This window comes from bacterium (assembly GCA_040757115.1).
GTDB lineage: Bacteria > UBA9089 > CG2-30-40-21 > CG2-30-40-21 > SBAY01 > JBFLXS01.
On sequence record JBFLYA010000105.1, the window covers coordinates 1 to 13,543 of the forward strand.

The following is a 13,543-nucleotide window of genomic DNA, read 5'->3' on the forward strand; positions in this document are numbered from 1 at the left end:
TTACTCATTAAAATAATAGCCTATTTGATAATATTACAGCTAAAAACCAAAAGGGCTTTTTCAAAATTCACTATTACTCAGATTACAAGAAAAATAAATCGGGAATGCAACTTGCAAACCCTTATCCTAGAGCATTTTCATTTGGCATCCTTCATAACCTAAACAATCTCGTACTAATATGCCACTTTTGGAATTATCAGATTTAATATTTGATTTTTTTTATTGCCTTACAAGTATTTTTGCATTTTGCTTTGTCCTTTTGATTTTTACATTTTGATATTTGCATTAAACTCCTTGTGGAATATTTCGCACCGGTATCCTCTTGTTTAACAAAGAGTTACTTCTCAAATCAACGCAATTTGGAACACGCTAAACACGTACCCTGTTACTGATAACCTGATTTCCTACCACTGTAATATATATTGCTGATTCTTTTATCCCATCAATTTCAAGTGTCTGGTTGATTGGGTCGTCGAAAAAGGCGCCTACAGCACAAATGCCTAATCCCATTGAGATGGCAGATAGATAGAGATTTTCAGCAATATGTCCGGCTTCAATCAATGCATAACGGTAGGCACGATGATGATATTTCGATTTTGTCCTGGCAAATATAGCGGTCATAATAAATGCTACCGCAGATTTTCCAACAAACTCTTGTCCTAAACAGTGTTGTGAAAGTTTCTGACGATAGTCTCCCTGTTTTAGTAATTCTAATAAATGGTTTTCAATAGAATAATGGTATATTCCAGGTTTTATACCTTCAACCAGATAAATAACAGGATAAATTTCTATGGGATAAAGTGCCCCGGCAGAAGGTGCGGCTCGTAATCCCTGTGAGCCTTTTCCTTGCGTTATCCCACTGGCATAATAAAGCAAGCAAGATAATTCTTTTAATGAAATCGGTTTTTGAATAAAATTTCGTCTCGACCTCCTTCTAATAATCGCCTCTTCAACCGATATTCCCCGATATTTAAAATCCTGTGGTAATTTAATCTTTTCTGCCTCTATGTATTTTTTGAATAAAGGTGGGGTATGTTTATTAGTCTCTCTACCTAAAAGTATATTGAGTAATGTATGTCTACTTTCCTGGTGATATTGTTCTGCAATATCCAGATTAGGTGCGGAAGTAGCCTCTGGCGGCGCGAACCATTTATTAAAAAATGGGACACTTAAACTTAAAAGTCCAATTTTACTCAGGAAATTGCGTCTGGAAAGCAATCTTATCCCTTCCTTTTTAATAATTTATGCCAATTAAAATAAGTATGCCCAAGCACAAAAAATATCGTCAAATAAGCACTATATTTGTGATAAATGAATTGATGTAAGTCTAAATTTACCTGTATCAAACCCGTAATAACAGTTGTAAGGAAAAAGAATATCATAAGAATTGTCCAGAAAAATTTTATCCTTGACATCGTTAGCCTGAATTTTATGATAACATTCTATTTTAATGTTGTCAAGTAAATTTTGCCTGGTACAGAAATCTTCTGTTGGGGAGCGTTCACAATTTGGGACTTGTGGTTAGTTTATAGATTTTTCAAGAAGATTTTGCCATTTTACCCCATTTTTCTACCCCTTTTGTGTCGTTTGACATTTTTAGCCTATTTAGAGACGCTGACAAACTATTATAATCCTCTACCCAATCTATCATTAGCCATTCAACCCATCCCATCCCTGTTAAATGCCACCCACCGCCGATTAATCATTTGCCGAGATAATTCAAAAAGGCTACCCACTTCTGCCTGGGTAAAAAGTTTTCTCCCGGATAAATCCCTAAGTTCAAGAAGCCTTATTATCTCTACCTCTTTCGAGTCTTCATCTGTAATCTCTATCATATGAGGGATATAGATGGTTATAACCATTTTGTTTTCTTTGGTTATAACCTTTATTTTATCCTCAATATTCTTTTCCTCAAGTTTTTCTATAGAATTGCCGATATGTATATTAGATTTCATGGGCTTAAATTCCTCCTTTTTATTAGAATCTCTACTAATAATATCGGAAATTTAAGCCCTTCTTTTTAATATTTTTTTCTCCCGCAAATCCCTGCAAAATGTCAAACTAATTTTTTCGCCTACTTCCAATTTTTAGTCCCAAATTCTGAACGGTCTCTGTGAAATAGAAGGACAAATATCCCCCAATTAGGGTGAGAAAAAGAATAAACAGCTCGCTCCTATGGAGCTAATTTGTTATGAGGGAGATAATCTTTCTACAAACATATCGCTCCTCTGGAGCTAATATGAATAAAGCTCCGTAGGAGCAATCTGTTTGTAGTATTTCTTTGAACATTCTACATTCTACATTCAATATTTTGTAAGTGTTCCGAAATCTCAATCAATATTAGTAACTCAAGACCTAAACGGTTACGAATATCTGTTTCTTGCATTTTATTTAAACCTATTTCACAGGTCGAATTTTTTTGTTGACACAGGATAAGATTTCTGTTAATATATCTTCAGAATGTGCAAAAATGGATATGACAGTCAAAACACTCAAAATACAATTTCCTATCAGTCAAGATTATTTTTTAAATCTTTTGACCTTTTCATTGTAAGTTTTGTTATACTTAATCTGGAATTGGCTCTTATAAGATGGCTTCCAGCATATGTGAGATTATTAAGTTTCTTTAATAATTTTGTCCTTTTAGCCTGTTTTCTTGGAATGAGCATAGGATGTATCGCTTCAAAAAGAAAATTAAATCTGTTACCTTATACTCCCTCCATTTTCCTTATTATTATTTTATTGGTATATCTTTTTAATCTTAATATATCCTTTGGAGAGCAACTTTTTAAATCAGAAGTCTATTTTGGAGCAGAGGGTAAATTGCCTTCATTAGTAAATATGCCTTTTGAATTTCTTATTATTCTCTCTTTTTCCATAGTCGTTTTATCATTCATAGGACTTGGACAATTTCTTGGAAATTCTTTTAATAATTTTACCCCAATTAAAGCTTATACCATAAATATCCTTGGAAGTATATTTGGGATTTTATTCTTCTCAATCTTCTCTTATCTTTCTCTTTCTCCTACTTACTGGTTTTCAATAAACTTTATTTTGATCTTATACCTTTTAAGGAAAGAGCTCTTTTTCTCTAAATTTAATCTGGGAGTAATTTTTTTAACATCAATTATTTTTATTTTTCTCCTGGGGAAAGGAACTCTCTGGTCTCCATATTATAAAATAAAGAAAGAGGTTTTTTTTGACCCATATCTAAAAATTAATGGTACTGTAATTTCTGTAAATGAGATAACCCACCAGATGGGGCTATCTAATAGGACTATAGGTGGATATCGATATTCAGTGCCACATTTTTTAATTAAGGATTCTTTAAAGAAAAAATTTGAGAAAGTTCTGATAATTGGTTCAGGCATGGGAAACGATGTCTCACACGCTATAATGAATGGAGCAAAAGAGATTGATGCAGTTGAAATTGACCCTTTAATTATAGATATAGGTAAAAAAGACCATCCTGACAAACCTTATTCTGATAAAAGAGTTAAAATTTATAATGATGATGGAAGGTCATTTTTAAAGAAAAGCAATAAAAAATATGATTTTATTGCTTATGGACTTGTAGATTCATTAACGCTTCTTTCAACATTCTCTACTATAAGATTAGAAAATTATCTATTTACAAAAGAAGCATTTGAAGAAGTAAAAGCGCATTTAAATGAAGACGGTGTCTTTGTTATTTACAACTATTTTAGAAAAGGATGGTTAGCACTAAAAATATATAGTCTTCTAAAGGAGGTTTTTGGAGAAAATATTTTAGTAATTACATTGCCCTCAATAAAAAATATAGATGCTGAAAATCCTATTGACTTTGTAATTTTTATGGCAGGAAATGTGGAAAAAGTAATTAAAAATTTTGAAAAAGGCTCCTTTTATGCTGATATAAATACACCAAAAAATCTTAAAAAAAATGGATTCAATCCCAAAGATTTTAGAAAAGATAGCACCATTGAAATCTTCCCTGTAGAAAACCTGAAATCTTCTAAAACTCTTCTTCCATTAGATGACTGGCCATTTCTATACCTTAGAGAGAAAAAAATACCTCCACACAATTTTAAAGGTCTGGCTATTATTTTTCTTCTTTCCACCCTTTTTCTGATTATCTTTACAAGTAACGGGAGCAAAAGTTTTTATAGAATTTCCCCTCACTTCTTTTTTTTAGGAACAGCCTTTATGATTTTAGAGACAGAAAGTATTACTAAATTTGCATTACTTTTTGGTTCTACCTGGGTAAATAACTCCATAGTCTTCCTTTCAATATTAACAATGATACTATTTGCAAATTTGTATGTAAGTAAATTCTCTCCTGATAGTCTTAAATTACCGTACATAGCCCTTTTTATTTCACTTCTAATAGGCTATCTGGTTCCTTTCCAAAACTTTTTAGGGGAAAGCTATACTATGAAAATAATTTATTCAGGTGTAATAGGATTTCTCCCGATACTTTTTGCAGGAATTATTTTTGCAACCTCGTTCAAAAAAAGTAGAGAGCCACAAAGAGATTTTGGTTCAAATATATTTGGAGCAATTATAGGTGGAATAGTTGAATATCTCTCATTAATTATAGGTTATCATAATCTTTTAATAATTGTTGCTTTATTTTATCTTTTATCATTGATTTCAATATTTAAAAAGCAAGAGAATATTAGATGAAACTTTTGTATATTTTATCTTTGTGGTGCAGATAAAACCAATTCTAAATTCCTTCTTATCTCAGAAGAAGTTGGGGAGATGGTTAATGCCTTTTGTAAGGTAGAAATAGCCTCTTGTTGTCTGCCGGTAAGATGATAGCACAAACCTAAAATATTGAGTATATTAGTATCCTCCGGGCTAAGTTTTATTCCTTTTTCAAGTTCCCGCAGGGCATCGGCATATCTTTTTTGATAATAATAAGTTATCCCCAGATTATAATAAAGGTCAGGGCTTTTAGAATTTTTCTTAATTGCCTTTTGTAAAAGATCAATTGCTTTGTCATAATTCCCTTTGGCATTGTAAATAGAGGACAAGGCGGCTTGATAAGAGGCATTTCTCGGGTCAATCTTGACCGCCATATTCAATTCCTTCAGTGCGTCATCTATTTTTCCCCCCAGTTGATACCGTTGGCCTAACTCGGCGTGATAATAACTATAAACCAGCATCACTTCATCTGCCCAGACATCCTTATAGATGCGATTGTCAAATACACCTCGATAATTATACTTAAATTTATCCCCTAAAACTTGCTGGTCTTTTAATTTACTAAGAATTCCCTCCTTAGTCATTGGTGGCGGGATAACCTCTTCTTTTTGTGTCAGGAAATCGTGGGTAAAATAAATTTGATGTGTATCTTTATTATTATAGATGATATTCTCAAATATCCTGGTATTTCTTTCTTTCAGTCCACAGGTAACTTTTATATCCGGATACAGTTTCAGTAACCTTTCCACAAACCAATCTCGAGTCAAAAAAAGCACTGTAAAAACAGGCACATCCATCCTGCATTGTTCTACATATTGTAAATACCATAATGGGAAGACATTGTAATCAACTTGATTAAAAAGGATTGAAGATTCTGGTAATTGATTCAATACGTTTTTCCCATAATCATGGGCAAAATGATAGCGCCTCATATCCGAAGGGTTATAATGGCTAACACAGATTATTATTGGGAAAAGTAAAGTAATCATCGCAATTTGTTTAAACTTCGTCTGTCCATATTCAATTAAACCTTTCATCCCAAAACCTATCAGGATAGTCAAAACAATATAAGAAGGTAGATGATAAGCTTCATGGTCGATTAGTCCAAAGATTACCTTTTGGAAACCAAGTGAATAGACTGTATTCACCAAAAAGATTAGCCCTAAAAAGATAAGTAATTTCAGGCTCGTCTTATAAAGAATAAATATACCCAATAGGCTTAAAATTCCAAAATAAGGTGTCCATTGCTGGGTTAGTAGCCAGAGATGATGTTTGATGGTATTTAAAACTTGAGGAACAGAAGCCGCAAACATTGTTTCTTTATAGATACTGCCAGTAATCAATCTGAAAAAATTCTTAAAGGTAACAGGATTCCCCCAATCAATCAGAGGTGCTTGAAATCCTCTTATTGGCAGGTAGAGATAAGGAAGAAGCCCTATAAATAAAAATAGTATCATCTTGCTTAAAACCTTTGGTTTTTCAAATAAAAGAATCTGACGGTCGGTAATCCATAAAAAATATAAAATAGCAGGCCCGATGAAGACAAGTAGTAAATGATTAGTCAAGCCTAATCCATAGACAAAGGCTGATAGATAGAGCATACTATCTTTTTTCTGTCCTTTCCAGGCTAACAAACCCAAAATAGTAGCAGATGAAAAGAAGGCATAGAGTGAATAAACCTCTGCAATAACACATACCTTCCATAAAGTCGAGGAAAAGGTAAAAATCAAAGCCGTCACTACTGCCACTACTATTTGCAACCTTAATTTTATTAGAATAAAATAAACCATCATAATGGTCAATGCACCAAATATGCCAGAAAGTAGATTTACCCGCATAGCGATATTAGCCACTGGCAGATAGGTAAGTAGATGCCCCAGTAATGTCCAGGTAGGGTAACCCGTTGGGTGAGCAATGCCCAGTGTGGCCGCACAGGTAATAAACTCTCCACTATCACTAAAGGTTACAGTTGGAGCAACAGTTTTTAAATACAAAAAAAATGAAATTAAGAAAACCCCTATCCCTCCTAAAAATGCCTTTTCACTAATCAGACTGATTTCTATTTCCTGGAGGGGTATTCCTCTTTTTTTCTTTATCTTTTTGGGTAAAGTTTTAGTTTTTACCTTCTTCCCCAATTTTTATTCTCCCTTTTATCAAAAATAGATAACTATTTAGCCCTCTTTTCTACTTTCTACCCTCTACTTTTTATATAATATAATAGTTATTAACGAAAACTTCTCATAGAACAGATATAGCAACAAGGTTGATGGTTGATAGTTTATAGTTGATAGTTTCATAGACTATCAACCATCAACTATCAACAATACTAATGTGAACTTTTGGTTAATACTTACTATACCATATAAGTATCTCTTTGTCAATTAACTTTATTATATCATTTATCGGGTAGTCTGGAGACTTTTATTAAATCTTTTTATTATCTCTAAAATATAAAAGTATTATAGCAGTTATTTGGGGGAAATGGTTGGATGGTTTTATGGTTAGATGGTTGGATGTCTTACGATTGGGGCAAAAATTTTGTTGACAAATAATAAAATTTTTGCTAAAATACCTCATGAACGAAACCTCTCGGATAAAAAGTTAAGGTGCGGAACCAGTAGAGATGAGGTGTTGGGTTTTAGGTTATGGGTGATGGGATAAAATACCCATTACCCATCACCAAAACTGGTGGTGAAGAGAAAAGGTAACCGTTCACCGTAAGATGCCACAGAGACGCAGAGAAAAAATTAAAATCTATTCACCAGAGACAGAAATTTCCTTTTTTTGTGTGCATTTCGGGTCTTTCGTTGTTTATTAATCTTTTAATACTTACTTTTGACTAACTGTTTTTAAGCCTTTTTAAACACCGAAAAACACGAAAAAAAGATATTTTCCTCTCTGTTTCTGTGCGTCTCTGCGGTAAATTACCACCTGAACGGTTACTAAAAATGCAAGGATTATTATTGAAGTAGATGAATCTCCAACTTGAGAGGAGGTGTATATGTCATTACAGACTAACATTGGGGTGATAATTCCTTGCTACAATGAAGAACGACGATTACGGATAGACGATTTCATCAATGAATTGTCAAAACATTCTGATTTAACATTCTTGTTCGTAAATGATGGTAGTGTTGATGATACACTAAATGTTATCCAAAAGATTTGTGAAGTTAATCCATCCAGAGCCTTATGTTTGTCATTGAGTGAGAACAAAGGAAAAGGGGAAGCCATACGATTGGGCATGCTTTATTTATTGGAGAAAAAGACTTATAACATAATAGGTTTCTGGGATGCTGATCTGGCAGTTCCTCTCTCAGAAATCTGGGATTTTATGGATATTTTCCAAACAAATCCAAATGTGCAAGCAGTTATTGGTAGCAGGGTTCATTTGTGTGGAAGGAAGATTGAGCGTATAAATTTTCGTCACTATCTGGGACGATTATTTACTACAGTTATATCTTTAACTTTTGGTTTTGCTGTTTACGATACACAATGTGGTGCAAAACTTTTTAAGAGTGAAATACTTATTCCTGTGGTTCAAAAAAACTTTTGTTCAAAATGGATATTTGATGTAGAGATTATTATTCGTATATTGCGTCTTCCTTTTTTGCAAGATGAAAGTACCTGGTTATTCGAAGTTCCAGTGAAAGAATGGAGAAATGTTTCCGGGACAAAACGTTCTCTATCAGCTTATATTAATTCTTTTTTTGATTATCTTACATTAGTGAAAAGATACTTACTTTAAGGAAATCATCAAGGAGAGATAAAAATGATTAGAAAAGGTATATTAATTAATCTTTTAAGTATAGTCTTTCTTATAGGTTGCGTGCATACACCTTTTTATTACTGGAGTTTAGAGGCACAAAAAGGTGTATATCATAAAATGGAGAAAGGACAAACACTCTGGCGGATTGCAAAAACCTATGGTGTTTCTGTTGAAGAACTTATTAGAATAAATAGGATTGGAGATATAACCAATATCCGAATAGGACAACAAATATTTATTCCTGGAGCATCAGAGGTATTAAAAGTAGATATGTCTAAACCAATACCTCCTCCAGTAGATACCGTTATTGTCCAGGTGAGTGCTCCTCCAGAAGGACCAATAAATCAAATCGCATCTTCTTTTATCTGGCCTTTAGAAGGTAAAATCATCTCTGGTTTTGGTCCCAGGGGAAATTCAATGCATAATGGCATTGATATTAAAGTTGACTTAGGAACTCCAATCAGAGCCGCCGCAGATGGGGTAGTAACTTATAGCCAGAGCACATATCGAGGTTATGGCAATGCTATCATCATTACCCATGAGGATGATTGGACAACCGTATATGCCCATAATTCTGTAAATTTAGTCAAGGAAGGTCAGAAGGTTAGACAAGGTGAGATAATTGGTAAAGTAGGACAGACCGGAAATGCCTCCACCCCTCATCTTCACTTTGAAGTCTGGAAAGGATTCATTGCTCAAGACCCGTGTATTTACTTGCCGTAAATGTTTAAATTCATTGTTGGTTCAGATGAAATTGGAAATTAGACTTTCATCCTTTCTCCAATTTCTAATTTCCAACTACCAACATATCCCGTCATATTCACCAACATTAACCTCAGTTTTATCGAACACTCTGACTAAATCAATTATTATCTTATCTGCGGTCATCTTATGTAGTATCTGTTTAAATTCTTCTGCCTTGTTACCTATGACCAGAACATCAGAGTCTTCTATAACCTTTTCCATAGAATCACACATAAGTAAGGCGATATGGGGAATAGTTTCCTCAATATACTTTTTATTCGCCCCAAAGAGCCTCGCAATATGAACATTTCTATCGTATATCTTAATTACATAACCTTTTCCAATTAATGCCTCGATTAATGTTACCATTGGACTTTCTCGTAAATCATCAGTTCCTGCCTTAAAACTGAATCCAAATATCCCTATTTTTTTCTTGCCCGAGTTCAATATTTTCTTGATAGTTAGGTTAATCTGGTATTCATTACTTTTTTGAATAGCATCTAATACCGGTAAGGTCAGGTCTAATTTTTTCCCTTCATAAAGTAATGCCCGCAGGTCTTTGGGCAGACAAGAACCACCATAAGCAAAACCTGGTTTTAAATAATAAGGCGAAAGATTTAATTTTGTATCCAGACAAAATATATCCATAACCTGATGGCTATCAATACCTTTTTGTTTGCAAATATTTCCAATCTCGTTTGCAAAACAGACTTTTAAGGCATGGAATGTGTTATTAACATATTTAACCATCTCTGCGACCTCTATGGATGTTCTAACAACAGGACTATCAATATCTTTATATATCTCGACCACCGCATCACCACTTTGTTTATTTAACTCTCCAATAAGTATTTTCGGTGGGTGATAATAATCATATATTGAACTTCCTTCCCGTAAGAATTCAGGGTTTATGCATATTCCAAAATCTCTGCCTGCTTTCTTCACGGAAGTTTTTTCTAATGTGGGTATAACAACTGATTTTATTGTTCCTGGTAACATCGTGCTTCGGACAACGACAATATGAAATGAATCTTTTTGAGCTAACGATTCACCAATATCTATACAAACCCTATTGATATATCTCAGGTCAAGACTACCATTTTCATTGCCTGGCGTTCCCACGCAAATTAAAGAAATCTCAGAATTAAATATGCCTTCTTTTGAAGAAATAGTTGCCTTTAATTTATTTAAACTTACTACCTCTTTAAGTATTTCATCTAAGCCCTTTTCGATAATAGGGCTTTTACCCGCATTTATCATCTCGACCTTATCGATATTGGTATCTACGCCAATAACCTGATGTCCTTCTTTGGCAAGACATGCCGCAGAAACACAACCTACATAACCAAGACCAAATACACTAATCTGCATTTTACCCTCCTTAAATTTGGTAACTGGTAACTGGTGAATGGTAATTCATCCCCTTAATAAACTTATCCTTACCCACATCTTTTAGTGGACAGATTAGATAGAAATTCCAAATTTCAAGCACCAAATTCCAAATAAATTCCAAATTCCAAACACTAAATTCCAAAGTTTATATTACAACGATGGAAATTCATTTAGACTTTTCAATAATTGCTATTGCCTTCTTGAAAAGTCTTTCTCCTTCTTGTTTAAATTTTTCATCGTTAGTTCCAATTATTAATCTTAACCAATAAGCAGATTCTTTTGATTCTTTACGACAAATCTTTATTCTCATCTTAAAATCTTTCGAGCCTAAAGACTCATTTGCCTCAATATAGTTTGCTCCATAAGCACCAAATTTCAAGTAATAAATACCAAACTATGGGGGTAATGTTTTGAATTTTGGTCATTCGAATTTGTTTGGAATTTGGAATTTGTGATTTGGAATTTCATAGCCATATCTATGTCAAATTTCGATTAATAAGTGCTATCCAATCAACATTGCATCTCCGTAGCTATAAAATCTATATCCCCCATTGATAGCGTGGGTATACGCAGATAGAATCTTTTCCCTGCCAGCAAAGGCACTTACTAAAATCAGAAGCGTCGTCTTTGGCAAATGGAAATTAGTAATTAGCATATCTGTTAGTTTAAATTCAAATCCAGGATAAATAAATAATCCTGTCCACCCGGAACAAGGGATTATTTTAGATTCTGGATTTTTCCCTGCTGTTTCTAATGCCCGTACCGTAGTCGTTCCAACCACTATTCTTTTTCCATTAGTTTGATTAATCGTTTCAGCCGACTCAGGACTAATCTCGTAATATTCCTCCTCCATATGATGTTCGATGACATCTTCCTTTCTAATCGGACTAAATGTGCCTATGCCCACATGCAAGGTAATGAACGCAAATTTTACCCCTTTATCGGATATTTTTTTAAGTAATTCTTTAGTAAAATGGAGACCAGCCGTAGGTGCCGCCACTGCACCAGGATATTTGGCATAGATAGCTTGATATCGCTCAATATCCGACGGAACGGGTTCTCTTTTAATATAAGGAGGTAATGGAGTTTTCCCTATTTTCTCAACGGTTTCAAAAAAGTCTCCTTCATATTCAAATTTAATATATCCCCGATTACCCTTTTTTTCTATTAATTCACCGCTTAGATTATCTCCAAATGGTAACTTTGCTCCGACATTTACCTTTTTAGAATGTTTAATTAACACCTCCCATATTTGTCCCTCGGAGTTTCTATGGAGTAGAATTTCTACCGGTTTTCTCGCTGTTGTAAATAATCTTGCAGGAAAAACCTTTGTATCATTTAGTATCAGGGTATCATCTTTATTTAGATACTCAATTATATCTTTAAAAATCCTATCTTCAATTTTGTCAGTTTTACGGTTTAAAACTAATAGTTTGGATTCATCGCGGCGGGGTAAAGGATATTGAGCAATTAATTCTTTAGGTAAATTATAAGCAAAATCACTTACTTTCATACTAATTTCTATTTTCCAATTTCATTCGTTAGAATAAACTCGCCGGGACGATAATTATATCCTCCGGGCAAATGACAATATTTTTTTGTAGATTGCCTTTTTTTGTAATTTCAGTCACATCTATTTTAATCCTATCATATTTTACATCTTTTTTGCGCAAAACAGTAATCTTACGCAAATCTGCAAACGGTGTAAAACCACCGGCTAATGCAATTGCCTTAAGTAGCGTAATTTCTTCATTAACTGAAAACACGCCGGGCTTTGCTACTTCACCAATGATAGAGAATTTCTTACTATTAATTTGGACCACGGCAACTGTGACCGTAGGATTGACAAGATAATCTTTTTTACTCAAATCATTGGCAATCTTTTTACTTAATTCAGTTGGAGTCATTCCCATAACATCTATATTTCCGACTATCGGGAAATAAATCTTACCATCTGGAGTAACGGTTACTGCCTTCCTTAAATCCGGGTCTTCTGAAACAAATATCTCTAAGATGTCAGACGCACCTATCGTATAAACATTCTCTATCTTCTCAACTTTTAAATCTTCTTTTCCCGGCGGGATTCTGGAGATATTAGCAGGAATCTTTGAAGGAATATCTATCTTATCCTCTACTTCTTTATTGGCATAGATTAATATATATTTTAATTGGTAGTTACCATATTTAATCTCTTTTAAAGGAATATAAAATTTAAAATTTTTTCTTTGGTTAGGTTTTAAAAGCCCGGAGGTTTTCACTTTTTCCCAGATTAATTTATTATCCGGGTCTATGAGGCTAACTTGAAAGATGAAAGAGGGAATATCATTAACACCGATATTCGATATTTTAAAAGATAGCCGTGTATAAGAAGTCAACGAATCTGGCAAAACAGGTGTAATCTCCACTAAAGATTCAGCGTGAGATATTTCCCCTGATGCTATTCCTTGACGATGGACACTCAAAATAATAAGTAAGACTACAATTAAAAATTTATTCATCCTCATGGAAATTATAACACAAGAAAAAGAAAATGTCAATGAATTTTCGTAACCGTCAGGTGGTAATTTACCGCAGAGACGCAGAGGAACAGAGAAGATATGGAAATAAATCAGATAACAGAAAAGAGTAAGCGTTCAGGTGGTGTAACAAAAGGAGATGTGGAGATTAAGGAGATAGGGAGATATTATTAAAAAAATTGGTAACTATTCACCATTCACAATTCACCATTCACAATTCACAATTTCTTCCCTAAATTTCCTTAATAATGGTGAATGGTGAATTGTGAATTGTGAATTATCACTCTTCACGGTGTCAAGCAAACTTGGCCCAAGAGTTCGATGCACCGCTATAGCGCATCCAATGACTCTATTCGATAATTCATCAAATTTCACTTCGTGCTCTCCGTACCCTTCGTGGTGAATAGTTACAAAAATAGAAACTAATAGAAAT

The 13,543-nt window shown here is 33.8% G+C and carries 13 protein-coding genes; 3 read left to right on the forward strand and 10 right to left on the reverse strand.

The features are described from left to right. Positions 1-369 precede the first annotated feature (369 nt). The 4 genes from AB1422_10505 to AB1422_10520 form a co-directional block, all read right to left on the reverse strand. Positions 370-1,218, reverse strand: coding sequence for a SagB/ThcOx family dehydrogenase (locus tag AB1422_10505; GenBank protein MEW6619747.1), 849 nt, complete (start codon positions 1,216-1,218; stop codon positions 370-372). 2 nt (positions 1,219-1,220) lie between these two features. After that, positions 1,221-1,415, reverse strand: a complete 195-nt coding sequence (locus tag AB1422_10510) for a hypothetical protein (GenBank protein MEW6619748.1) — start codon at positions 1,413-1,415, stop codon at positions 1,221-1,223. Between the two features lie 122 nt (positions 1,416-1,537). After that, positions 1,538-1,672 (reverse strand): hypothetical protein, encoded by a 135-nt coding sequence (locus AB1422_10515; protein ID MEW6619749.1) that lies wholly within the window; start codon positions 1,670-1,672, stop codon positions 1,538-1,540. Further along, a complete protein-coding gene (locus AB1422_10520; GenBank protein ID MEW6619750.1) occupies positions 1,659-1,955 on the reverse strand; it encodes a hypothetical protein in 297 nt (98 codons plus the stop codon). The genes AB1422_10515 and AB1422_10520 overlap by 14 nt, the downstream gene beginning before the upstream one ends. Positions 1,956-2,460: 505 nt before the next feature. On the opposite strand from AB1422_10520, the gene AB1422_10525 reads away from it, so the two are divergent. Continuing rightward, on the forward strand, positions 2,461-4,665 hold the full coding sequence (locus AB1422_10525; protein MEW6619751.1) for a hypothetical protein: 2,205 nt from the start codon (positions 2,461-2,463) through the stop codon (positions 4,663-4,665). A gap of 14 nt (positions 4,666-4,679) precedes the next feature. Here AB1422_10525 and AB1422_10530 read toward each other — a convergent pair whose 3' ends face one another. Further along, positions 4,680-6,824, reverse strand: coding sequence for a DUF2723 domain-containing protein (locus AB1422_10530; protein ID MEW6619752.1), 2,145 nt, complete (start codon positions 6,822-6,824; stop codon positions 4,680-4,682). Positions 6,825-7,690: 866 nt separating this feature from the next. Between AB1422_10530 and AB1422_10535 the strand changes: the two genes are divergently transcribed. Both AB1422_10535 and AB1422_10540 read left to right on the forward strand, forming a co-directional pair. Then, positions 7,691-8,437 (forward strand): glycosyltransferase, encoded by a 747-nt coding sequence (locus AB1422_10535; GenBank protein ID MEW6619753.1) that lies wholly within the window; start codon positions 7,691-7,693, stop codon positions 8,435-8,437. Positions 8,438-8,461: 24 nt separating this feature from the next. Beyond that, complete coding sequence (locus tag AB1422_10540) at positions 8,462-9,181, forward strand: M23 family metallopeptidase (GenBank protein ID MEW6619754.1); 720 nt, start codon at positions 8,462-8,464, stop codon at positions 9,179-9,181. 75 nt (positions 9,182-9,256) lie between these two features. On the opposite strand, the gene AB1422_10545 is transcribed toward AB1422_10540, so the two are convergent. The 5 genes from AB1422_10545 to AB1422_10565 all read right to left on the reverse strand — a co-directional run. Beyond that, a complete protein-coding gene (locus tag AB1422_10545) occupies positions 9,257-10,573 on the reverse strand; it encodes a UDP-glucose/GDP-mannose dehydrogenase family protein (protein MEW6619755.1) in 1,317 nt (438 codons plus the stop codon). A gap of 187 nt (positions 10,574-10,760) precedes the next feature. After that, positions 10,761-10,973 (reverse strand): four helix bundle protein, encoded by a 213-nt coding sequence (locus AB1422_10550; GenBank protein MEW6619756.1) that lies wholly within the window; start codon positions 10,971-10,973, stop codon positions 10,761-10,763. A 123-nt stretch (positions 10,974-11,096) separates the two neighbouring features. Then, the gene (gene queA, locus AB1422_10555) at positions 11,097-12,107 is read right to left on the reverse strand and encodes a tRNA preQ1(34) S-adenosylmethionine ribosyltransferase-isomerase QueA (GenBank protein MEW6619757.1); all 1,011 of its coding nucleotides are present in this window, start codon (positions 12,105-12,107) and stop codon (positions 11,097-11,099) included. Between the two features lie 28 nt (positions 12,108-12,135). Then, the gene (locus AB1422_10560) at positions 12,136-13,092 is read right to left on the reverse strand and encodes a polysaccharide biosynthesis/export family protein (protein ID MEW6619758.1); all 957 of its coding nucleotides are present in this window, start codon (positions 13,090-13,092) and stop codon (positions 12,136-12,138) included. A gap of 222 nt (positions 13,093-13,314) precedes the next feature. Beyond that, a partial coding sequence (locus tag AB1422_10565) for a hypothetical protein (protein MEW6619759.1) occupies positions 13,315-13,543 on the reverse strand: 229 nt, incomplete at its 5' end.